General features: G+C 46.8%; 18 protein-coding genes. 8 read left to right on the top strand and 10 right to left on the bottom strand.

Going from position 1 to position 24,473, the window contains the following annotated elements; genetic code table 11:
• Window positions 1–34 precede the first annotated feature (34 nt).
• From BACHE_RS14420 to BACHE_RS14410, 3 genes are all read left to right on the top strand, one after another.
• The gene (locus BACHE_RS14420; RefSeq protein WP_013548446.1) at window positions 35–3,088 is read left to right on the top strand and encodes a glycoside hydrolase domain-containing protein; all 3,054 of its coding nucleotides are present in this window, start codon (window positions 35–37) and stop codon (window positions 3,086–3,088) included.
• 7 nt (window positions 3,089–3,095) lie between these two features.
• On the top strand, window positions 3,096–5,594 hold the full coding sequence (locus BACHE_RS14415; protein WP_013548445.1) for a glycoside hydrolase family 95 protein: 2,499 nt from the start codon (window positions 3,096–3,098) through the stop codon (window positions 5,592–5,594).
• 88 nt (window positions 5,595–5,682) lie between these two features.
• A complete protein-coding gene (locus tag BACHE_RS14410) occupies window positions 5,683–7,467 on the top strand; it encodes an alpha-1,3-galactosidase-related protein (protein ID WP_013548444.1) in 1,785 nt (594 codons plus the stop codon).
• A gap of 63 nt (window positions 7,468–7,530) precedes the next feature.
• On the opposite strand, the gene BACHE_RS14405 is transcribed toward BACHE_RS14410, so the two are convergent.
• From BACHE_RS14405 to BACHE_RS14380, 6 genes are all read right to left on the bottom strand, one after another.
• Window positions 7,531–8,697: a metallophosphoesterase gene (locus tag BACHE_RS14405; protein ID WP_013548443.1), complete on the bottom strand. Its 1,167-nt coding sequence runs from the start codon at window positions 8,695–8,697 to the stop codon at window positions 7,531–7,533.
• Window positions 8,685–9,311, bottom strand: coding sequence for a hypothetical protein (locus tag BACHE_RS14400; RefSeq protein ID WP_013548442.1), 627 nt, complete (start codon window positions 9,309–9,311; stop codon window positions 8,685–8,687). The genes BACHE_RS14405 and BACHE_RS14400 overlap by 13 nt, the downstream gene beginning before the upstream one ends.
• A gap of 3 nt (window positions 9,312–9,314) precedes the next feature.
• On the bottom strand, window positions 9,315–9,800 hold the full coding sequence (locus BACHE_RS14395) for an RNA polymerase sigma factor (RefSeq protein WP_013548441.1): 486 nt from the start codon (window positions 9,798–9,800) through the stop codon (window positions 9,315–9,317).
• Window positions 9,801–9,877: 77 nt separating this feature from the next.
• A complete protein-coding gene (locus BACHE_RS14390; RefSeq protein ID WP_013548440.1) occupies window positions 9,878–10,789 on the bottom strand; it encodes a vitamin B12 dependent-methionine synthase activation domain-containing protein in 912 nt (303 codons plus the stop codon).
• Window positions 10,782–12,134, bottom strand: a complete 1,353-nt coding sequence (locus BACHE_RS14385) for a dihydroorotase (protein WP_013548439.1) — start codon at window positions 12,132–12,134, stop codon at window positions 10,782–10,784. Before BACHE_RS14385 ends, BACHE_RS14390 begins: the two co-directional genes overlap by 8 nt.
• Before the next feature lie 2 nt (window positions 12,135–12,136).
• On the bottom strand, window positions 12,137–12,877 hold the full coding sequence (locus BACHE_RS14380; protein ID WP_013548438.1) for a polyprenol monophosphomannose synthase: 741 nt from the start codon (window positions 12,875–12,877) through the stop codon (window positions 12,137–12,139).
• 117 nt (window positions 12,878–12,994) lie between these two features.
• Here BACHE_RS14380 and mfd point away from each other — a divergent pair, with 117 nt between their 5' ends.
• Window positions 12,995–16,384: a transcription-repair coupling factor gene (gene mfd / locus BACHE_RS14375; protein ID WP_013548437.1), complete on the top strand. Its 3,390-nt coding sequence runs from the start codon at window positions 12,995–12,997 to the stop codon at window positions 16,382–16,384.
• 81 nt (window positions 16,385–16,465) lie between these two features.
• Here mfd and BACHE_RS14370 read toward each other — a convergent pair whose 3' ends face one another.
• Window positions 16,466–17,110: an HU family DNA-binding protein gene (locus BACHE_RS14370; protein WP_013548436.1), complete on the bottom strand. Its 645-nt coding sequence runs from the start codon at window positions 17,108–17,110 to the stop codon at window positions 16,466–16,468.
• Between the two features lie 462 nt (window positions 17,111–17,572).
• Between BACHE_RS14370 and BACHE_RS14360 the strand changes: the two genes are divergently transcribed.
• Complete coding sequence (locus BACHE_RS14360; protein ID WP_013548435.1) at window positions 17,573–18,109, top strand: porin family protein; 537 nt, start codon at window positions 17,573–17,575, stop codon at window positions 18,107–18,109.
• A 31-nt stretch (window positions 18,110–18,140) separates the two neighbouring features.
• Here the strand turns inward: BACHE_RS14360 and BACHE_RS14355 are convergent, their stop codons facing one another.
• Both BACHE_RS14355 and BACHE_RS14350 read right to left on the bottom strand, forming a co-directional pair.
• The gene (locus tag BACHE_RS14355; protein WP_013548434.1) at window positions 18,141–18,794 is read right to left on the bottom strand and encodes a hypothetical protein; all 654 of its coding nucleotides are present in this window, start codon (window positions 18,792–18,794) and stop codon (window positions 18,141–18,143) included.
• Window positions 18,795–18,933: 139 nt separating this feature from the next.
• A complete protein-coding gene (locus BACHE_RS14350) occupies window positions 18,934–19,947 on the bottom strand; it encodes an aldo/keto reductase (RefSeq protein WP_013548433.1) in 1,014 nt (337 codons plus the stop codon).
• 124 nt (window positions 19,948–20,071) lie between these two features.
• On the opposite strand from BACHE_RS14350, the gene BACHE_RS14345 reads away from it, so the two are divergent.
• The 3 genes from BACHE_RS14345 (at window position 20,072) to BACHE_RS14335 (ending at window position 21,805) form a co-directional block, all read left to right on the top strand.
• Entirely contained in the window at window positions 20,072–20,902 is an 831-nt protein-coding gene (locus BACHE_RS14345) for a helix-turn-helix domain-containing protein (protein WP_013548432.1), read from the top strand.
• A gap of 261 nt (window positions 20,903–21,163) precedes the next feature.
• On the top strand, window positions 21,164–21,367 hold the full coding sequence (locus tag BACHE_RS14340) for an SHOCT domain-containing protein (RefSeq protein WP_187289273.1): 204 nt from the start codon (window positions 21,164–21,166) through the stop codon (window positions 21,365–21,367).
• A 108-nt stretch (window positions 21,368–21,475) separates the two neighbouring features.
• A complete protein-coding gene (locus BACHE_RS14335; RefSeq protein WP_013548430.1) occupies window positions 21,476–21,805 on the top strand; it encodes a hypothetical protein in 330 nt (109 codons plus the stop codon).
• 454 nt (window positions 21,806–22,259) lie between these two features.
• Here BACHE_RS14335 and BACHE_RS14330 read toward each other — a convergent pair whose 3' ends face one another.
• Window positions 22,260–24,461 carry a beta-N-acetylglucosaminidase gene (locus tag BACHE_RS14330; protein WP_013548428.1) on the bottom strand — a complete coding sequence of 734 codons (2,202 nt, stop codon included), beginning with the start codon at window positions 24,459–24,461 and terminating at the stop codon, window positions 22,260–22,262.
• Between the last annotated feature and the right edge of the window lie 12 nt (window positions 24,462–24,473).

The raw sequence follows: 24,473 nt of genomic DNA, 5'->3' as shown, positions 1-24,473 counted from the left end.
ACTTATATGAAAACTTAAATTTATAAACTCATAAATGAAAAAACAATTTTTATTATTGGCAATTTTATTGCTTTCAGCAGGGGCGGCAAGTATTGCACAGAACAAGCAGGAATATGCTTACGGTGTGCCTCAAACTTCTTGGCAGGAGTCTTTGGGCAATCATAGAGCAGTGTTGCAAGTGCAGGAAGCTGCCGATGTGGTGTTACTGGAATATGCGTGGAGAAGGGCGGACAAGGATGTGGACAAACGCAGATTCCTCATTGTGAATGCCGCTACCGGCGATACAGTGGCTAATATTCGGCGGATGGTGGTGAACGGTGAAGTGTGTAAATTGCAGTTTGGCCCGGTAAGACAGGCAGGTACTTACTATTTTTACTATTTGCCATATCAGGTACAATTGGGTGGCGGTTTTTATAGCGGTGGCTATCTGAAACCGGAACCTCCTGCTGATGCGCAATGGGTGGCAAAGGCGGAGAAGACAAAGAAAGTACCTGTTGCCAAAGTGTTGAAAATGGAAGCACGCACTCAGTTTGACAGCTTCTATCCGATGGAGATGGCAGCTACCAAGAAGGAGGCGGATATTTATCTGAAGAATAATGGGCGGACTGCATTCTATATTTTCCCGGAAGACCGTAAGAATCCGATACGTATGCGCCGTAATATTCCTGCAAAGTGGCTGAATGTGAAACAGGGGACTGCGTTTATAGGAACGGTTGCACCAAATGAATATTATGCTTTTCAGGTAGGTGTGTGGGCTGCTATGCAAGAGGTTAAGCAGATTGCATACGAAGTGACTGATTTGAGGTGCGGAACAGAAGTGATTCCTGCATCTGCCATTACTTGCTTCAATGTGGAAGGGGTGAATCCTTATGGAAAAGCTTTCAAAAAGGAGGTGAATATAGCAGCAGGGATGGTACAATCCCTTTGGTTTGGCATTGATATTCCTATTCAGGCAAAAGTGGGTGATTATATCGGTAGTCTGACCATCAAGGATGGCAATGGCAACAAGCGGACAGTATCATTGCAGATAACTGTCCATGGCAGTGCAATAGCCGACCGTGGTGACAGTGAACCCTGGAAGCACAGCCGTTTGAGATGGCTTAACTCCACTTTGGGTATTTCGGATATTCCAACGGAACCGTATCTTTCTGCAGGTGGCATCGGCTTGGACGGCAATGTGATAGAATGTTTGGGGCGTAGAGTGACCGTGAGCGAGACGACCGGTCTTCCTGCACAGATTACAGCCGGAGAAAATGATTTGCTGAATTCACCGATTCGTTTTGTGATAGAGACGGCGCAAGGTGAAAAGCAACTTTCGGCCATGCCTTTGGTGGATGAAAGTACAAAGGGACATGTCCGTGGCCGATGGAAGGCTGAAGATTCAGACTTGCAGGTAGAGGCCGCTGCGGTGATGGAATTTGACGGATGGTTGAATTACGTTTATAAGATTACACCGAAGAAGGATGTTGAGGTGAAGGATATACGCCTGGTAATACCGATGAGAAATGAAATGGGCAGATATTTCTTGGGAGCCGGACTGCTGGGACAAGATACACCGCAAACTTATGAAGGAAAATGGGATGCACCGGAGAAGACTGTCAATAACTTCGGTGTATCCATCGCCACAAATAAAAAGTCGAATTGGCTGTGGCCGTTCGATAGCTTCTGGATTGGTGATGCTCATGGAGGCATTCATTGTGAGCTACGGGGAAGCAATTACACCGGTCCGTTGTTGAATTCCTATCGCCCGGCTTATCCGGAGAGCTGGAACAATGGTGGAAAGGGGGGATTTTCTATCAGGAAAGGTGGAGAAGCGACTGAAGTGGTGACTTATAGCGGCGAACGCACTTTGAAAGCCGGGCAGCCGATTACATTTGATTTTGCCTTGCTTGTAACTCCTGTGAAGCCTCTTGATCTGAAAGCGCAATTTACGGACAGATATTATCATAACGGCAGCAAGCCTGTGCCCACGGAGGCAGATGTGAAAGCAGGTGTACGGATTATTAACGTGCATCATGCCAATGAATACAATCCGTTCATCAACTATCCTTTCCTGACTGTGGATAAAGTGAAAGATTTCACGAAAGAGTGGCATCAGAGAGGATGCAAAGTGAAACTCTATTATACATTGCGAGAGTTGACAAGTGCGACTACCGAACTGTGGGCTATCCGCAGTCTTGGAACAGAAATCCTGAGAGATGGAAACGGAGGCGGCTTTCCATGGTGCAGAGAGCACATGGTGGACGGATATGTGCCGCAGTGGTATCAGCACTTTGAGCATAGTGACGACACCGGAATTGTGGCGGATGCAGCCTTACTGACTTCCGAGTCTGATTCCCGTTGGTATAATTATTATGTAGAAGGTCTGCGCTGGATGGTGCAGAACATGGATATTGATGGAATTTACTTGGACGATGTTTCCTTCGGCCGTGACATTCTGAAAAGAATGCGCCGTGCCATGAATAGTGTAAAGCCGGGGTGCATCATTGATTTGCATTCCAACACAGGCTTCTCCAAGGGACCGGCCAATCAGTACGCTGAATTTTTCCCGTATGTGGACAAGCTTTGGTTTGGTGAAAGCTTTCTATACGATAAAATGACGCCTGCCAACTATTTGGTAGAGGCTTCGGGCATTCCTTTCGGGTTGACTGCCGACATGCTGCATCGTGGCGGAAACAGATGGTTGGGCATGCAATACGGAATGACAGTGCGCCATCCTTGGTTGACGGAAGGAATTATCTGCGATCCGCGCGTTGTATGGAAAATATGGGATGAATTCGGTATTCAGGATTCAGAAATGATTGGCTTTTGGGAACAGGACGTGCCGGTGACTGCCTCCGATGAAAAAGTGAAAATCACTGTGTATAAGAAGAAAGGATGTACGTTGCTGTCTGTCGGAAACTATTCTGATGAGACAAAGAGTGTGCTTTTGAATATCGATTGGGAGAAGTTGGGCATTCATGTGGAAAAGGCCTCATTGTCAGCTCCCGAAATACCTACTTTCCAGAAAGCGAAGACATGGGGAGCAAAAGACGAAATTACGATAGAACCTCGCAAAGGATGGTTGATTTATATTAATGAGAACTAATACATCAATGAAGAAAATTAATTTATTATTTGTAACATCCCTGTTCATCCTGCCGATGGTGCATGCAGCGGATGTGGATTATACCAAGGGACTTTCGATTTGGTTTGACACACCGTGCTCTCTGAATGGGCATGCCGTGTGGTACGGTGGAAAGCCGGATATGTGGAAAGGTGAAAACAAGCCTGAGACTGCCGGAGACACAGCCCGCAATCCGGATGTAGAATGGGAGTCGCAGTCGTTGCCTATAGGAAACGGAAGCATTGGCGCCAGTATCATGGGGTCTGTGGAGGCAGAACGCATCACTTTCAACGAGAAGACCCTCTGGCGGGGAGGTCCCAATACAAGTAAGGGGGCTGATTATTATTGGAACGTGAATAAGCAGTCGGCTCATGTGCTGGAGCAGATTCGCAAAGCTTTTGTGGAAGGAGATCAGGCCAAAGCGGAAAAACTGACTCGCGAAAACTTTAACAGTGATGTGCCGTATGAGGCAGCGAGGGAAAATCCGTTTCGTTTCGGTAATTTCACCACAATGGGAGAGTTCTATGTAGAAACGGGACTGAACATCATCGGGATGAGTGGTTATAAGCGTGCTTTGTCTTTGGACTCTGCAATGGCTGTTGTGCAGTTCACCAAAGATAAGGTGGACTATCAGCGCACCTATTTTATCTCTTATCCGGCCAACGTGATGGTGATGCGTTATACGGCCAGCCGGGCAGGAATGCAGAATCTGGTGTTCAGTTATGCTCCCAATCCTGTATCTACGGGTAGTATTTCTGCCGACGGCATGGACGGGTTGGTTTATTCTGCCGTTCTGGATAATAACGGAATGAAATATGTAGTGCGCATACATGCTGTGGTCAATGGGGGGAAACTGAGCAATGCCGATGGAAAACTTACAGTAAAAGGGGCAGATGAAGTTGTGTTCTACGTTACGGCAGATACGGATTATCAGATAAACTTTGACCCTGACTTTGCCAATCCCGCGACATACGTAGGAGTGAACCCGGCTGAAACTACCAGGAAGTGGATGGACAGTGCAGTTGCGAAGGGATATGATCTTTTGCGGAAAGAGCATTATGAGGATTATGCCACGTTGTTCAATCGGGTGAAACTGGTTCTGAATCCTGATGCGAAAGCCACGGATCTGCCCACTTCGCAACGTCTGAAAAATTATAGAAGTGGAAAGCCGGACTATTACTTGGAAGAGTTGTATTATCAGTTCGGGCGCTATCTGCTGATAGCCAGCTCGCGTCCCGGCAATATGCCTGCCAACCTGCAAGGTATCTGGCACAATAATGTGGACGGACCTTGGCGGGTGGATTACCACAATAACATCAATGTTCAGATGAATTATTGGCCGGCCTGCTCCACGAATTTGGATGAATGCATGGAGCCGTTGATTGATTTTATCCGCACGTTGGTGAAGCCCGGAAAGAGGACTGCACAGGCATACTTCGGTGCAAGAGGCTGGACTGCATCCATCTCCGGAAATATCTTCGGTTTTACTGCTCCTTTGGAAAGTCAGGACATGTCGTGGAACTTTAACCCGATGGCGGGTCCTTGGCTGGCTACTCATATATGGGAGTATTATGACTATACTCGCGACAAGAAGTTCCTGAAAGAAACCGGATATGACTTGATTAAGAGTAGCGCGGATTTTGCCGTAGATTATCTGTGGCATAAACCGGACGGTACTTTTACCGCTGCCCCTTCTACTTCACCCGAACACGGACCGGTGGATCAAGGAACTACATTTGTGCATGCTGTAATTCGTGAAATATTGCTTGATGCCATTGAGGCAAGCCGGGTACTGGGTGTGGATAAGGCCGAACGCAGACAATGGGAGCAAGTGCTTGCCCGCCTTCTGCCTTACCGGATAGGGCGCTATGGGCAGTTGATGGAATGGTCGGTGGATATTGACGATCCGAAGGATGAGCATCGGCATGTGAATCATTTGTTTGGTTTACATCCGGGACATACGCTTTCTCCTGTCACTACTCCCGAACTGGCACAAGCTGCAAGAGTGGTGTTGGAACATAGAGGTGACGGTGCTACCGGTTGGAGCATGGGATGGAAACTGAACCAATGGGCGCGTTTGCAGGACGGGAATCATGCCTATAAGTTGTTTGGCAATCTGCTGAAGAACGGAACTATGGATAACTTGTGGGATACTCATCCGCCTTTCCAGATAGATGGAAACTTCGGTGGTACGGCAGGTGTCACGGAAATGTTGCTACAGAGCCATATGGGATTTATCCAGTTGCTGCCGGCATTGCCCGATGCCTGGCATACGGGATCTGTTAGCGGTATTTGTGCAAAGGGAAATTTTGAGGTGGAGCTTGTATGGAAGACCGGTGTGTTGCAAAAAGCTGTTATCTTGTCCAAGTCAGGAGGAGAGTGCATTGTGAAATATGCCGGAAAAACACTTTCTTTCAACACTGTAAAAGGACGTAGCTATCAACTGAAATATTCAGTGGAGAAAGGTCTTTCAGTCAATAGAGAATAAGTGTCAGTTTCAGACATCTTTTAAACGACCTTCAAACATTGTTTAAATATCGGATATGAATTTCTTAAAACGAATAAAGAAAATTACTATGAGAATGTACCTGTTTGCGCTTCTCTTTCTGTTGGCTCTGACTACATTCCGTGCAGAGGCGAAAGTTCGAGTTTATGACATGGCTCAGTATGGGCTGAAAGCGGATAGCAAAAAGAATGCAAGTCCGGTGGTACGCAAGGTTATTGATCGTATCAAAGCTGAATGTGCACCGGAAGACAGTATTGTGCTGCGCTTTTCTGCCGGACGTTATCTGTTTCATGAGGCGGGCAGTACTCTTCGTGAGTATTATATTTCTAATCATGATCAGATTAATCCGAAAAAGGTGGGATTGGCATTGGAGGGATTGGCTCATTTTACTTTGGACGGGCAAGGGGCAGAATTCATCTTTTATGGCCGGATGCTTCCCTTGTCCCTGTTGAATTCAGAGAATTGTACTTTGCAAAACTTCAGCATTGATTTTGCACAGCCTCATATTGCCCAGATAAAGGTTGTGGAGAACAGCCCTGAGAATGGTCTGACTTTTGAAGTGGCTCCCTGGGTTAATTATCGGATAACCAAGGATTCTCTTTTTGAAACTTATGGTGAAGGATGGGCAGCCCGCCAAAATATAGGTATTGCTTTTGAAGAAGATACAAAGCGATTGGTGTACAACACAAGTGATTTGTATTATTCTACCAAAGGAGTGACACAAAAGGAGGGAAGGTTGCTGAATGCTCCTTTGTGGAAGGACAAACGTCTCATTCCAGGTACAGTGATTGCCATGCGTACTTGGCTTCGTCCGGCGCCGGGCATCTTCCTTTCACAGAACGTAAATTCCTCTTTGAAGAATGTGAAAGTGCACTATGCTGAAGGAATGGGGCTGTTGGCCCAACTATGCGAGAACATTACTTTGGACGGCTTCGGCGTATGCCTGAAAGGAGAGAATGATCCTCGTTACTTCACCACTCAAGCGGATGCCACTCACTTTTCCGGATGTAAAGGGAAGATTATCTCTAAGAACGGGCTTTATGAAGGTATGATGGATGATGCCATCAATGTTCATGGAACCTATCTGAAAGTGGTCAGAAGGGTAGATGATCACACCTTGATAGGGCGCTATATGCATGACCAGTCATGGGGCTTTGCTTGGGGCAATGTCGGTGATCGGGTGCAGTTTGTCCGTTCGGCAACTATGGACTTGGTAGGTGCGGAAAACAGCATTGCTTCTATTTCTCCGCATGGCACTGCGGACAATCATGGCGCCAGAGAGTTCCTTATTACATTCAGGGATGCGGTAGATGAGGCTGTCGGCGAACAAATGGGCTTCGGCATTGAGAATCTGACTTGGACACCGGAAGTGGAATTCTCGCATAATATTGTTCGCAACAATCGTGCACGGGGTTCTTTGTTCAGTACGCCACAGGATGTATTGGTGGAAGATAATGTTTTCGACCACACATCGGGTACGGCTATTCTATTGTGCGGTGACTGCAACGGTTGGTATGAAACGGGGGCTTGCAGGAATGTTGTTATACGCAAGAATCACTTCATCAATGCGTTGACAAACATGTTCCAGTTTACTAATGCCGTGATTTCCATCTATCCAGAGATTCCTGATTTGAAAGGGCAACAAAAGTATTTTCATGGTGGAGCCGAAGCGGGCATCGTGATAGAAGACAATGTTTTTGATACTTTTGACGCACCCATTCTGTATGCCAAATCAGTTGACGGCTTAGTGTTCCGCCGGAATGTCATCCGTAAGAATACCGACTATAAACCTTTTCATTGGAACCAAAATCGTTTCCTGTTTGAACGGGTGAATAATGTGAAGATAGAAGAATAGCTGTTTCTATATTGTTAGATAATATCCCTTGAGACTGTATTCTCGACAGGCTCAAGGGATATTTTATTGCCTCAAAGTCAGCACTGTAATTTCCGGCCATGCCCCGAAACGAAATGGCAGACCGACATAGCCGATACCGATATTTACATATAATGCACGTTTTCCTTCGTAGTACATTCCTCGCCATTCGGGATAGATAAGTTCGGCAAGCGAATGTCCGAACAGAATACCCTGCATGGCATGGGTATGGCCTGCAAGCATCAGTTGGATGCTCGATTGCGGCAACACTTCGCGTCGCCAGTGGGTAGGGTTGTGGCTGAGAAGAATTTGAAACATACCGGTTGTCCCCTGTATGGCTTGTGACAGATTGGCGTGTTGGGAAAATGGAGGTTCACCGTCGTTCTCCACTCCGATAAGAGCTATACTGTCTCCTTCATGATGAAGGATGTCATGCTCATTGTTCAATAGTCTCCATCCCATTGCTTTCTGTTGTTCCTTTAGGTAAGTCAGGTCTTGGGCTTTTGCTTCGGGCGAAGGCCAGTGGTAATAGTCACCGTAATCATGATTGCCGAGAATGGAGTAGATCCCGTCGGGAGCATGTAGCTGTGACAATATTTTCTGGAAGCCGTCTATCTCATGACTTTGTTGGTTTACAAGGTCACCGGTGAAGACGATAAGGTCGGCCTTCTGTGCATTGACAGAATCTACTAACTCTCTGATGGCTTCGGGATTACTTTGCCAACTGCCAAGGTGTATATCCGAAATCTGTACGATGCGATAGCCGTCAAATCCTTTGGGTAATACGGCAGAGTGGAATTCTACTTCTTTTGTTTCGAATCTGGTGATTCCGATCATTGTACCATAAAGGATGTTGAAGAAACTGATAACGGCAAATATCAGGCCGATTGCCGTAAACGGGCTACGGGGACAACGGCGCAGAACAAGGTGTGTCACTACTCCGGTCGAAGAGCAAAGCATGAATACTGTTTTGGGGAGGACAAGCAGCATGATTGCAATAGCCAGCCTGCCGATGCTTGTCGTATGGTCTGCCAGAGCATTATCACCTGTCAGAAGCATATAATAAACATATCCCGATGCTAATAGCAGGGTAGGGAGCCAATATAGGCTGCGTAGAAATATATTCTTGGTTTTCCGTACAATATGTACAAGATATATGTATATGTCGGGGATAACAAGGAATAGGATAAAGATGAGAGTTATTCGGTGCATATATCTTTCAATTCTTCAATGTTCTTTTTAATGTTATCAAGATGTTTGTACATTATCTTTTTGTATAATATGTATATTATCAGTGCGTCGAACAATGCAAAGAAGGTGATAAAGGCAGCCTGAACTCCGACAGAGGCCAGGTAATATTCCATTACCCAATAGTTCAGGGCATTGAAAAGTATTATCCACACACAGGCCGCTATCACTTCGTTTTTGGCCCATTGGCGGAGAACAATCATGCGGCGGCTGACTTCGGCCACGTTCATTTCATCGATATGGGTATTCTTGCTCCAACGGTACGTCTTCCAGTCCCACCATATACCTGTTATGACACTTACTGCAATGAAACCCAAGAATGCGGCCGTCTTATTTTGTACATGCCCATTGAATCCTAAAGTGGGTAGCAAGAGCCAGATAATAAGAAGAACAGTCAGCGCCACTGCACCGATTCCTATGGAAAAACGTTGCAGTACAACGAGGTTGCCAAGACTTTTTCGCATATTCGTCTTATATCCGGCAATTAACTCTGTTATTTGCTTTTCGTTGGCGATCGGTTCTTTTTGTAGCTGTTCATTCAGTGCATTCCATGATTTCTTCAGTTCATCCAGTTCCATATATTATTCCTCCTTATTCATTTTTTTTAGTTTGTCCTTGATGCGGCTGAGTTTTGTGGCTACATTAGTTATTGTCAGTCCCGTAATCTCAGAAATTTCTTCGTAGCTTTTTTCTTCTAAATAGAGCAGGATGATGGATTTTTCCAATTGCCCCAGCCGGTTAATCATCTTATAGAGTTGCCGTAGCATGGCTTGTGTCTCATCTGCTTCTTCTGTCCGGTCTGCCTCTTGGGTAAGAGTGACTATTTCGGGAATGTTCTTTTCCTTTCGGATAAAGCTGATACACGTATTCAGTGCGATGCGGTAAATCCACGTTGATATTTTGCACTCTCGCCGGAACTTGGGGAATGCTTTCCATAGGTTGAGTACAACTTCCTGATATAGATCGCTGAGGGTGGCATTAGGCGTAGTGTACAGATAGCACACTTTGTATATCACGCGCTCATACTCTCGTATCACGGACACGAACTCTTGTTCTGCATTCTCCATTTCTGTTTGGTTCTGATTGCTTTTGTTCTGTTAGTCGTTATCAGAGGTGATAAGTCACATTACCGAAAGAATAAAATTTATTTGGGAAGGTTTGCGGCCAGGAATTTTCTCATTTTGTTGACGCTCATTCCACGGCGGCGGGCATAGTCTTCCACTTGGTCTTCTCCAATCCTTCCCACTGCAAAGTAGCGGGATGCGGGGTGTGCTAACATCAACCCGCATACAGAAGCATGAGGATGCATGGCTCCGTTTTCTGTCAAAGTGATTCCGATTTGCCGCATATCCAGCAGTTCGTCCAGTAGGAAATTGACGGATTGGTCGGGCAGAGACGGATAACCGACGGCCGGGCGGATGCCCTGATATTTTTCTACCAATAAATCAGGTATGGATAATGATTCTTCAGGAGCATATCCCCAGGCTTCCTTGCGGACATATTCATGCATTTTCTCCGTTGCGGCTTCGGCAAGACGGTCATTCAGTGTTTGCACAAGCAGGTGTTTGTAAGGATCGTCGCGGTAATATTCTTCGGCTTCTGCACCGATAGAGGAAGCAAACAGTCCTACAACATCAGAGATTCCCGAAGACAGTGGCCGTACAAAGTCACTCAGGCAGAGGAAAGGGCTTCCATCGGGATTAGGGGTCTGCTGGCGAAGCAATGGAAAAGTGGTTCCCTCTATGATGAGGTTGTCTCCATCTCCATTTGCATTGCAGAGCTTGAATACGCAGCGGATATTGGTGTCCTTGTCCAGTTGGTCGAGCATTCTGTTCGCTTCTTTGAACAGTTGCATGGCTTCTGCCGCTTTGGCACGTTCTTCTTCAGGAAAGGAATACAGCCACATGGCACGGCAGGCGTCGCAACCATGAATATCGGCTATTGCCGCGAAACGTGGCTGGAATCCCCATGCGTGGAAAAAATAAATCCAGTTGATATATGAGGCTACTTCATGAACGGAATAGCGGAGAACCGATGATTGGGAATGATTAATCATTGACATTGAATCTTAATTCTGCGCCGCGATAGGTCTCATCCACGGTATTGTCACTATAAATAAGATGTCCGTTGGCAAATGTTTTTTCTACTTTCCAGTTGAAAGTGCGTCCTTCCAAGGGACTCCATCCGCATTTGCTCAGTATCTTGTCTGCTGTCACTTTCCACGGAGAGCCGGGACGTACCAGAACGAGGTCTGCATGATAGCCTTCACGGATATATCCGCGTTGGTGAATACCGTAGATCTGTGCGGGTGCATGACACATCTTTTCTACAATTGTTTTTAAATTGAATATGCCTTGATCTACCAAATCCAGCATACTTACTAATGAAAATTGTATCATAGGCATGCCGGACATAGCTTTCAGGGAACCTCCTTCTTTTTCACTGAGCAAGTGTGGGGCATGGTCGGTGGCTATGACATCTATCACACCCGCATTGACGGCTTTTCTCAGAGCGTCGCGGTTGCTGATGCTTTTTATGGCAGGGTTACATTTGATGCGGGCTCCTAATGTCTTATAGTCTGCGGACGTATAGAGCAGATGACTCACGCACGCTTCTGCGGTTATTCTCTTTGCGTTGAGGGGGTTGTCGCTGAACAGTTGCAGTTCCCTTGCCGTAGAAATATGCAATACATGCAATCTGGCTCCGGCCACCTTAGCCATCCGGACAGCGAGTTCGGAAGAAGTATAGCAGGCCTCCGTAGAACGGATGAAGGGATGTTTGATGATAGGTACATCATCGTCACCCGCAAACATCGCTTTGTATTTGGCCGTATTTCTTTTGATAGTCTCCTGATCCTCGCAGTGGGTGGCAATCAATATTTCCGCTTCATTGAAAATATTCAGAAGACTGTTCATTTTGTCCACTAACATGTTTCCTGTGCTTGACCCCATAAAAAGCTTGATTCCGCAAACACGTTGTTTATCCAGTTTGCCGAACTCTTTATAGTTATTGTTGGTCGCACCGAAATAGCAGGAATGGTTGACAATACATTTTTCGTTCAACAAGTCGAATTTGGCGTTCAGTGCGTCTAAGGTTGTTGTCAGAGGATTGGTATTGGGCATGTCCATGATAGATGTGACACCTCCTGCGGCGGCTGCACGGCTTTCGGTAAAGATATCCGCTTTATGAGTCAGTCCCGGATCACGAAAATGTACATGGTCATCTATGATGCCGGGCAGCAGATGGCATCCGGTGGCGTCTATTATCTCATCGCAAGGGGCAGAGAGAGGTTTACCCTTTGTCAGCACTTCAGTGATACGTCCGTTCTCTATAACAACAGAACCTGTGAGGGATTGCCCTTCGTTGACAATCGTGGCATTATGTATCAGTGTTCTTTTCATAATTATGTTTTTGGATATTTATGGAACAGGCTATCCCACTTCAATCGGATTACTCCGAATACGGCTTCACCGAAAATGCTGCTGTTCATCTTGGAAGTTCCCAGTTCCCGGTTGATGAAGATGACGGGTACTTCCTTGACATTGAATCCGCATTTATAGGCGGTAAACTTCATTTCTATCTGGAAAGCATATCCTTTGAAGCGGATGCTGTCGAGGCTGATGGTATTCAATACCCGGCGGCGGTAGCATACGAATCCGGCTGTGGTGTCGTGAATGGGAAGACCGGTGATGAAGCGTACATATTTGGAAGCAAAATAGGACATCAGCACACGTCCCATCGGCCAGTTCACGACATTGACGCCACTGACATACCTTGAGCCGATCGCCACATCGGCTTTTTCTTCGGCACAAGCTTGATAGAGGCGGGGCAGGTCATTAGGATTATGACTGAAGTCGGCGTCCATCTCGAAGATATACTCGTAATCATGTTGCAATGCCCACTTGAACCCGGCAATATAGGCTGTTCCCAATCCAAGCTTTCCTTTGCGTTCCACCATGAACAGGCGTTCGGGGAATTCCTGCTGCAAGGTCTTGACGATACCGGCTGTCCCGTCCGGCGAGCCGTCTTCGATGACGAGGATATGGAAACCATGTTCCAAGGTGAAAACGGCACGAATAATGTTTTCTATATTTTCCCGTTCATTGTAGGTGGGAATGATGACAATGCTATCTGATGTTTGCATACTTATTATACACGTGGGGGTTGTAATTGGGAACAAATGTAGCCATTTTCTGCCATTTACAGATAAAACTAAGGATTATTTAGTACTTTTGCGGCGGATTTATTACCACAGATTACAATGACTATCACTGAACTGCAACAACTCTATGCCGCCCACCCCAATGTGGAGGGGATAAGCCGGGTGCTTAAAGATACTTCAATCCATCACTTGTATTGCGGGGGCTTATGCGCTTCCGCCGCTTCGTTGTTTTCGTCCGTATTGGTGCAAAGAGGAGAGTACCCGTTTGTCTTTATTCTTGGCGACTTGGAGGAGGCGGGATATTTCTACCACGACTTGACGCAGATATTGGGAGTAGAAAAAGTGCTGTTTTTTCCGTCTTCTTTCCGTCGTGCCATCAAGTATGGGCAGAAGGATGCCGCAAACGAGATACTTCGCACCGAAGTGTTGAGCCGATTGCAGAAAGGAGAAGAAGGGCTTTGCGTAGTCACTTATCCGGATGCGCTGGCCGAGAAGGTGGTTTCGCGAAAGGAATTAGGAGACAAGACACTGAAGCTGCATGCCGGTGAGAAGGTGGATATGACGTTCATCACCGAGGTATTGCGCAGTTACGGCTTTGAGTATGTGGATTATGTCTATGAGCCCGGACAATATGCGGTGCGTGGCAGTATTATCGATGTATTCTCTTTTTCGTCCGAATTTCCTTTCCGTATAGACTTCTTTGGGGATGAAGTGGATAGCATACGCACGTTCGAGGTGGAAACGCAGCTTTCCAAAGAGAAGAAAGACAGCGTTGTGATTGTGCCTGACTTGAGCCGTAGCTTGGAGCAGGGGGGCAATGGCGGAATGGTATCTTTTCTGGATTTTCTGCATCCGGAAACAGTGCTGTCCATGCGCGACTTCCTATGGCTGCGCGAGCGCATTCAGACCGTACATGATGAGGCCCTCACCCCGCAGGCCATCGCCGCGCGCGAGGCGGAGGAGAACGGGGCGATAACGCTGGACGGCAAGCTGATAGACGGCGGCGAGTTTACGCTGCGTGCGCTCCACTTCCGGCGGATGGAGTTTGGAAACAGGCCTACCGGAACGCCGGATGCAACCGTCTCGTTCGATACCTCCGCCCAGCCCATCTTTCATAAGAATTTCGACTTGGTGGCCGATTCCTTTAAAGAGTATTTAAATGACGGTTATACCATATATATATGCAGCGACAGTGTGAAGCAGACCGACCGTATCCGCGCCATTTTTGAGGACAGGCGGGATAATGTATCGTTTACGGCGGTGGAGCGCACGCTTCACGAGGGATTTGCCGACAATGCATTGCGTCTGTGCGTCTTTACCGACCACCAATTGTTTGACCGCTTTCACAAATACAGTCTGAAAAGCGAAAAGGCCCGCAGCGGTAAAGTGGCTCTTTCACTGAAAGAACTGAACCAGTTTACTCCGGGCGATTATGTGGTGCATACCGATCACGGTGTGGGACGCTTTGCCGGACTGGTGCGTATTCCCAACGGGAATACTACCCAAGAAGTGATAAAACTGGTCTTTCAGAATGAAGACGTTGTCTTTGTTTCCATCCATTCCCTGCATAAAGTATCCAAATATAAAGGAAAAGAGGGAGAGGCCCCCCGACTGAACAAATTGGGGACGGGAGCTTGGGAAAAGCTGAAGGACCGCACCAAATCCAAAATCAAGGATATCGCCCGTGATTTGATCAAGCTGTATTCGCAGCGCCGTGAAGAAAAGGGCTTTCAGTATAGCCCCGACAGCTTCTTGCAACGGGAGTTGGAAGCTTCTTTCATCTACGAAGACACTCCCGACCAAAGTAAGGCTACCGCCGATGTGAAAGCAGATATGGAGAGTACCCGGCCTATGGACCGTCTGGTATGTGGTGATGTGGGTTTCGGCAAGACGGAAGTTGCCGTGCGTGCCGCCTTCAAGGCGGTGGCGGACAATAAGCAGGTGGCCGTCCTCGTGCCCACTACGGTACTTGCCTATCAGCATTTCCAGACTTTCAAGGAACGTCTCAAGGGGCTGCCTTGCCGGGTGGACTATCTGAGCCGCGCCCGTACCGCCGCCCAGGCCAAAGGTGTTATCAAAGCGCTGGCCGATGGCGACGTGAACATACTTATCGGAACTCATCGCATCTTGGGCAAGGATGTGAAGTTCAAAGACCTCGGCTTGCTGATTATCGATGAAGAACAGAAATTCGGCGTTTCCGTCAAGGAAAAGCTGCGCCAGCTCAAGGTGAATGTAGATACCCTTACAATGACCGCCACTCCCATTCCCCGCACTTTGCAGTTCTCGCTGCTTGGTGCTCGCGATTTGAGCGTCATCTCCACACCGCCTCCCAACCGCTATCCCATACAGACGGAAGTGCACACCTTCAATGAGGAAGTCATTGCCGATGCCATCAATTTTGAGATGAGCCGCAACGGACAAGTATTCTTCGTGAACAACCGCATATCCAACCTGTATGAACTGAAGGCGATGATAGAGCGCCGCATTCCCGATTGCCGCGTCTGCATCGGCCACGGGCAGATGGAGCCTGCCGAACTGGAAAAGATTATTCTGGATTTTGTCAACTACGATTATGACGTGTTGCTTGCCACTACTATCATTGAGAGTGGCATCGACATACCCAACGCCAACACTATCATCATCAACGCCGCACAGAACTTCGGCCTCAGCGACCTGCACCAGATGCGCGGGCGCGTGGGGCGGAGCAACAAAAAGGCTTTCTGCTACCTGTTGGCTCCGCCTTTGTCCTCTCTTACCCCTGAGGCCAAACGCCGTTTGCAGGCCATCGAGAACTTCTCTGACTTGGGAAGCGGCATCCACATCGCCATGCAAGACCTTGACATCCGTGGCGCGGGCAATATGCTTGGGGCGGAACAAAGCGGTTTCATAGCCGATCTGGGCTACGAGACCTATCAAAAGATACTTTCCGAAGCCGTGCAGGAGTTGAAGACCGATGAGTTTGCCGACCTCTATGCCGATGAGCTGAAAGCCGAAGGAGGGGTCATCAGTGGTGAGCAGTTTGTGGACGAATGCCAGGTGGAGAGCGACCTGGAACTCTTATTGCCTGCCACCTATGTCACCGGCAGCAGTGAACGGATGCTGCTCTATCGCGAGTTGGACGGCCTGACCCTTGATAAAGACGTAGCAGCCTTCCGTCTCCGCCTCGAAGACCGCTTCGGCCCTATCCCGCCCGAAACGGAGGAACTGCTGCGCATTGTTCCTTTGCGTCGCATTGCCGCCCGTCTCGGTGTAGAAAAGGTGTTCTTGAAGGGCGGGCGTATGTCCTTGTTCTTCGTTTCCAATCCGGACAGCCCTTATTACCAGAGCCAGGCATTCGGCAAGATCATTGCCTACATGATGAAATATACCCGCCGTTGCGACCTGCGCGAGCAGAATAACAAGCGGAGCATGCTGATAAAAGATGTGACGACGGTGGAAGAGGCCATCAGCGTGTTGCAAGAGGTTGTGGTGATGCCGACGGAGGAATGATTCTCTGCAAGATGCTATGTGTCTGCGTGAGACTCTGATGTCGTATGGGGGTAAAAGAGCCGCTTTCTTTGAAAGCACTTTTTAACCTTCCTGTGTTTTGGCCACTCTCTTGATATACACTCGGTGTGAACCTTGTCCTGTATGGTCGATCCCGCTTTCGGGCGTTTCGCTCCACAGCTTCAGTTCGCGGGCGGCGGCATTGCGCAGCAGCCCCGTCAGTTGGCAATAGTCACGTACCCTCAGAAGCGGATGCCGTTCCAAATACTCCTGCGCTAACTTCAGCCGCTGTTCGGCGGTGTATCGGCCGGAGGAACGCTGGAACTTCCATTTGGAACGGTCCAGACGGCAGTGCGCGCCCGTCTCCTGTATGAATTCCTTGTCCGCACGGAAGTTGATGTTCTGCACGCAGATGCTCATGGCATTGCGCTTCTGTCCGCCCGGTTCGCCGCTTTCGCGTTCCACTCCCTCGCGCAGCCCCAATGAAGGAGTGAACACGCCCAGTCCGTCCACCTTCACCGAGTGCCCTTCGCCCATCTCGCGGGCTATGGCTTGGGTGAGCGCTTTCACCAGCCCTATGATGTCCCCCCGTGTGAAGGTGCTTGCATAGTTGATGTGCGCCGCCAAGTAATCCAAATCCACTTGTCCCCAAATCTTCATTCGGGGGTAGAGCACTTTTTTGCCGTCCTCGTTGGGGAGGGTCAGCTCTTGCATTTGATATTCTGCCATAATGTCTGCTGTATATTAGTCGTTAGTGATATTATCTATTGCCGTTAGTGAGACTGACGTACCTGCAAGGGCGGCATAAGGTAGCTTGCAAGGCAGTCTCTGTTTCTTGTCAAAGATGCTTGAAGTACGGAAAGAACTTCATCTCACGCTTCAAGATATATATCTTAGCCTTTAAGATATGTATCTTGAGTACCGGGATTTGCATCTTGGCTGCTAAGATACGTCTTTTTCCATACTTTGGCAAATCTTTCTCGTAAGATGTACGTGTCTTTCTTTCTGTTGCTAATGTGCTTTGTATAAGAGGGAATATGGCATGTGCTTTGGATCGTGTGCTTTTTGGCAAGATTGGGAAAGGAAAGCTTTGCTTATTGAATAATCTTGATTATCTTTGTACGACAGAGAGACAATCAACTTAGCTAAGAAGCTGTTTTAATTTTATCTTTAACTACAAAAACTTATGCCATGAAACTAAAATTATTTTTATTGCTTTGGGTAACAACATTCTCTCTTGCAGTTCAAGCGCAATGCAAAAACGATAAAGGATTCCTATTGGAATTAACCGCAGGTTATGCCCATGCCTCCACTTATATTCCATCGGAAACGTATATCAATATCTCACCGAGCTTAGGATACCAATTTAACATTCACTGGATGGCAGGTTTTAGAATGACCTTTGAAACGCGTAAATACGACTTCAAGATTTATAGTCCCTATGTACGTTTCAATTACTTGAGCCGTCCTAAATGGGGACTTTTTGCCGAAGCGCAGTGGAACATTGCCCGTCGTTCAGTAGATGGTGGACAATGTAATTATGATGAGGTAGGCATCAGCTTTGGTGGTAACTATGCATTAACTCCACACATCAAACTAATAGGGCGTTACCTATTTATCGGATACAGCACCCGTAGGGAACGTGAAAAAGCGTATGCAGGAAAACATGATTTCTTGTTAGATGGCAATATTGCACGCTTACAGGCTGGATTACAATTGATATTCTAAAGTTTGGTAAAGAGGAGGATATATATTCTTCTTATCGCCCGAATTGCAGCGCGAATCCTATGTTGATGAACGTGATGTGGCTCTTGAACCAACTGTGGTTCACTCCGTCATCATAATTATCTCCATAGGGATTGTACAGTCGTGCATCGGGATTGGCAAACCAGTCTGCCGTAAGCATGTCGGCACGTAGCATGCCCGACACTTTCCGGCTGATATGGAATTCCCATCCTGCGGCGAATGAGATGCCACAATATCCTTTTTGGAAAGAGTTTCCACGACGGTCTCTACGGGTGTAGGTGCGTTCCTGATAGTTCATGTAGCCGATGCCGAGCGAGAAGAAAGCCCCTTGGTTTCCGTCGCTCCACAAACCACGCAGCAGCACTTCGGGACGGATGAAGTGTACGTGCATCTTGTCCGGCCGGCTGGCAGAGCGCAGGTAGTCATATTGCCCTCCCACGGCAAAGTTGGGTGTGAGGTAGTAGCGTCCTTCCGTCATCAGGTCGTAGCCCACACGGTTCCCGTTCTTGTTGAAAAAGTCGTTGTCGTTTCCGTCCACGGCGGGCAGCATCAGCCCACCGCCCACAATGAAACTGTACTGTTGAGGCAGGCATTCAGACTGTGCTCTCAATTGGTTCGTCCCGCCTGTTGCAAGGAAGAGGAGGAATAGGGTAATCCACTTTTTCATCGTAGTTTGTTTATTCTGGGTGCAAAGATATTCTTTTATCTGTATCTTTCAATCTTATCCTTAGTGTATGTTTTGTGATAAAGTACGAATGACTATCTTTGTCTTTTGAAGCGTGTCCGCAGTGGCGGAGCAATTCATTTTATTTTTTCTTCCAATTATTGCCAAAAGAATTTTGCAATGATTCAACGTGCCCACGATGTCCATGAACGGTGCATTTACCCAATGCTTCTTCAAGAGCTTCAAATTCATCATCTGTTAGTTCTACATTCGCAGCCCCAAGATTTTCAAGAATGCGTTCTTGGTTTTTTGAACCGGGGATAGGCACTACATTGGGATACTTATGTAGCATCCATGCCAACGATATTTGTGCATTGGTTGCATTCTTCTTAGCGGCATATTCACGAAGAATATCCAATATCGGTTGATTGGCTTGAATATTATCTTTGCTTAATTGTGGGACATACTTGCGTGCGTCATCGACATCGGCAAACTTTGTTTCTGTTGTCACTTTGCCTGATAGGAAGCCACTGGCTATGGGTGAAAATGGAACAACGCCAATATTATGCGCCAAGCAATATGGAAATATGTCTTTTTCCATATCCCGTTCTACCATCGAATATATATTTTGAACGGCTGATACAGGTGTAACGTCATTTGCCCGTTGCAAAGTATCAACAGCCACTTGTGACAGTCCCCAGTCTCGAATCAGCCCATCGTTAATCAATCGTCCCATTGCATCTGCCATATCTTCAATGGCTATCCCATCGTGTGTACGATGCATATAGTATAAATCAACATAATCTGTACGCAGGTTGCGCATGGATTCCTCCAAATGTTTCCTTGTCGCATCGTAAAGAGTAAGACATTTACCCACATATTCTTCGGGAGTGATAAGAAGTTTTGTAGCCAAAACCACATCCTTCCTAAATGCTTCTACTGCCTTTCCCAAAATTCGCTCGTTGTGTCCGGGTGAAAACAAGTCCGAGCCATAAGTTTCGGCAGTATCAAAGAAAGTACAGCCTGCATCGTGCGCTTTTCGTATAGCCTCTATGCTATAAGCCTCTTCGGGTACTTGACCATATCCATGCGAAAACCCCATGCAGCCCATACCAATCTCTGATACTTCCAATTTGCCTAATTTTCTTTTGTTCATAAATCAATTTAATTAATCAGTTATTATTATTCTGCTGCAAAGGTAATGCCATTTTAGCTATTGATTATTGTATCAATTCCGCTAATATTTGCATTAATTCCGCAAAATCATCTATCTTTGCGGCATGAAACGGTCAACAGGTACACATGTGGTTTATTCAGAGGACTTTTATAGCATAAATTCTCCTGAATTAGAAGGTTGGTGCATCCACCTTGTCTGCTTGCATGGAAACGGGCAATTCCTATATAATGGAAATTCTTTCTCTTTTAAGGAAAATGATATAGCAATTATTCTGCAACCTGATAAAGTTGGTGAAATTAAAGCAAGCGATGATTGTCTGGTAGAATTTGTTGCAGTTTCAAATAAATTCTTGCATAGTTTACTTCCCAATGGGCACTACGGCATAGCCGCAAGTGTAATGATAGGAAAGAACCCCATTATGCACACAGACCATGAGGAAGCACTGCAACTGAGCAAAGATTTTCATCTGATTAATGAAAGGTTGAATGATATTCAATATGCTTTCCATAAAGAGTTGGTTGGCTGCCTTATATTGGTTATGGTTTATGACCTTTATGAATTTCACTCCAAACTTTTCAATAGTGAGCCATCAAGTCAACGTAAAATAGATTTAGTTGGTATGCTATTGGATATGTTGGGCAAAGGTTATATAAAACGACATAGAAATGTAGCGTTCTATGCTTCTAAGCTAAATGTATCTCCTAAATATTTGTCAGATACCGTCAGACGAAATACAGGGCAGAGTGTTGTATCTCTTATAGACAGACATACTTTACCGATGGTTATAGACTACCTTAATAATACTTCCCTTTCTGTTTCTCAAATTGCAGATGAAATGGGATTTACATCCGTGTCTTATTTTTCTCATTATGTACAGAAGCATCTCGGAGTGTCACCAACGGTTTTCCGCGCGACAAAAATGCCGAAACCTTAAAGATAAATTCTTAATTCAAATGAAATCGTATTTTTGCAGCCAATAAGAGTTATTTGATTACTCAATTTTCAAGGCAGATTTATAAGTCGCATATTCCTAAATAATTTATTCTAAAGGTAGAATTTTCATTCAAAAGTGAACCCTTGATACAACAAGAGATTATAGCCCGTGCACCCTTTGACAAGATTGAGAAAGAAAAGCTTTGATCGTTGAACTATCTTTTTTATATTTGTACGATTATTGATGATGAAACAGATAGCAGTGAAAAAGTATATACAACAACAAGAAAATGAACCTTTGCAAGCATGCGAGCCTGTCGCTGCTTATCAAAAGCAAGAAGCTCATGTTTACCAAATTCCGGAAAATGAGTTAGCATCCGTCATGCGGGCAAAGGAGCAATATGCCCGTGGAGAATATATCACGCATGAAGAACTGGAAAAGCGGGTAGAGGAATGGCTAAGCTAAAGGTTATTTGGTCTGAGGAGGCAACACATAAAGGATTTATATCAATTATAAAACAGCAACGAAGATGAAAGCTAAGGAACCTGCTCCGTATATTACAGCCAGCCGTTGATGAACGCCATGCGACGCAACACCCGTACTCGGATTGAAGAAGAAACCAATCTCGAAATGCTTTCAAAGGTGTGCGCCTTGCTTGACAAAGAGGAGGATAAAGCCTCTTTTGAGGAACGGTTTGAGCAAGCCAAGGCTTTTGCCTATGCACACTTTGATAAGGATTTGGTTTGTGAAATGGAGAAACATAACTTTTATGTCAATCAGCTATTTCCTGCAGAACGTTATGACTCTGAAGAAGATTTTGACCGGATGGTTCGTGAGGCAGAAGACAGCGGCGTATGTACCGATGAGGAAGTCGATAAAATGTTTGCTGTATGGAAGGCTTAAAAATCGTGTGGCATCAGAAAGCAAGAGGGGCATTACATAAGGCAATGTGGTATTTGTTTAATTGTAGCCAATCGTATGCAGATACATTTATAGATAATGTGAAGAGCACGGTACTGACAGCTTCAAGAATGCCCACAATAGGACACTACAAAAAAGCAGCGGAAATAAAACATACCGTGAGTTGCTGACACATCCCAAAAGCAAGATTGTTTATTGGTATGACCATGCTGAAATCCATATTCTTAATATTGTATTTTCTAATATCAACCAGTAATTCTTCTTTCTCTTCCGAGTCAACCTGCGCCACATATATATACCTTTGCCGGCTTTGAATTGCTGGTAGGCCTGGGCGTATTCAACGAGAAGTTCTGGTATTTGTAAACGGGTGAGGCTTTCTTTTTTATAATCGGAGGAATGAAGAATAAAAAAGATTCTTCATTCCTCTGTGTAAGACTTACTTCTGCAATCCCTCTAACGTCAGCACAAACTGCCGCAGATAGATCTGCTGTTCATCATTGCTCACGTTCACGGCTCTTATCCATCGCAGCGGTTGCTGTTGCAGGTCGGCTGTCAGTCGGTCGTTTTGCCAATTCAGCTTTACGGTCTGCCAATCGTTGCCATCGGACGACACCTCTATGCACACCCAGTCGCAAGGTTCTTTCTTTCCGAAGTTCAATTGCAGTGATTTGCCCGGATAGCTCTTGTCAAGCTCTATCGTGACGCTTTTTCCTGCGGGCCATTTCACCACTTCGTTGGAGGGAGACACGAGTACGCGGTTGTTTTTTACTTGCAACGGCAGGTTCTTAATCTGCTCTACGTCACTGGTCAGCTTGTGGGGCATGTAGCCGGCTTCCGCCTCTAATAGTGTGCCGTGGGCATGGTTGTAGCGGTTTACAGCGCTCACAAACAGTTGGTCTATCAACGGCTTTATCACCTTGGAGGCCGTCTTTACACCCGGTTGATAGGGATTCTGGTTGCTGGTCTGGTCTATGGCGAACATCTGTCTTTGCAGTGCCCTCACGTGGGCATATTTCCGCATGAAGTAGGCCTGTGCCTCCGGTTTCTGTTCACTTTCAAGCAGTCGCAGCACTTCCTCGCCATAGTTGGCTACTCGTTCAAACTGGCATATCCATGGCTTGATCTCTGCTATCAGTGGCTTGTTGGAGGTACTGGTCAGTAGGCGGTCTGCCGATTCTTCCATTTCCTCAAAGGTGTCTTTCAGAATATTCAGGTCATTCTTTTCTATTGTTCCGTTTTGCAGATAGCTTTGCAAGAAGCGTGCGGCGACGGGTTGCAATTCTGTTGATTCTTCGCGACGATACCCGTGTCCGTTGGGACCTAAATCGGAGTTGTGTGTGGCAAAGCATTCCAATGCTTCGGAGGCATCTGGAAGAATGGTGCGGATAGCATTTTTCCATACCGTTGGGGCATCATATCCGGTGGGATTCCACGCATAGTTTGCGACACAGTAAATGGCTATCTTGGAAGCTTCGGCGTGTTCCATCGGGTTCGTCACGAAGCCGGACATGCTGGAAGCGATCGTAGTGTCGTTGCCATACACTTGTCCTAAAAGCAGGTGGTCGCGCACGTAGTCAGATACCGGGAAGTTCCACCAGATGTAGGCCGGGCGCTTGATGCGCTGGTTTATCCAGTCGATTCCGTCACGGGTGATGTCGGAGATTACGCGGTCGCCCGTCCACATGATTTGAATGGAAGGGTTCAGTTTCTCGCCCAGAGTGGTCAGATAGTTGCCTTTGGGATTGGACCAGCTTTTGTTGTATTCCGTGGGGCACATGATGAGTGGGGTGACGTCCGGCTTGGCGCTGACGAACTTCTCGTCGATATAGTTCAGCAGTTCCGCCTGCTTTTGCGGATTGGTTCCCTCACCGGAGATGTCGTCAAAGAACACAGCGAAAGAGCGTATGCCGAGTTGGTACATCTTTTCGAACTTGGCAAGCAGGGCGTTGCGGTCTTCCTGATTCCATTTGATGTCTTGTCCGGGGTGGATGGCCCACACGAAGTCAACCTCATTCTCCTTAGCGGTTTCTACCAGTTCGTGCAATTGTCCCGCCTCTTTCTCCGGATAGGGCAGCCGCCAGTTGGGCGAACTGTGGTACGGATCGTTTTTGGGACCGTAGATGTAGGTGTTCATCTTGTTTTCGCCGTAAAACTTCAGTTGGCGCAAGCGTGCCTCATGGCTCCAAGGAGTTCCGTAGAAGCCTTCCACCACGCCTCGGTAGCGTATGGCGGGATAGTCCTTGATTTCAGTGGCGATTGTTTTGCCGTCTTTCAGCAACTGTGCCAAAGTCTGTACGGCGTAATAAGTTCCGCGTTCGTCATTTCCGGCCAGAACTATTTTATTGTCGTCCACAGCCAGATAGTAGCCTTCGGGCCGGTCGGGAATCAGGCGTTTGTACTTGTTTATGCTTTTGTCTCCTTTTTCACCGATATAAATGCGGAGTTCCCTTGCGGCACTTTGCCTGTCAGTGAAAATTCCCGGCCTTTCGATGAGGAGGTTGCGCAATGCTTTCAGGGCATGCGGGTTTGCTTCTTGCTCGCCTACGATGGGCAGCGCTTGCGGATGAACGTTCTGTGCGGTGGCGGTGAGGCTGCATGCCAGCAGAGCGCCAATCAGATAATGTCTTTTGTCTTTCATGGATAAAAAGGG

The organism is Bacteroides helcogenes P 36-108 (assembly GCF_000186225.1).
Lineage (GTDB): Bacteria > Bacteroidota > Bacteroidia > Bacteroidales > Bacteroidaceae > Bacteroides > Bacteroides helcogenes.
The sequence above is the reverse complement of the archived record's forward strand: the minus strand, read 5'-3'. Positions and strand labels throughout refer to the sequence as shown.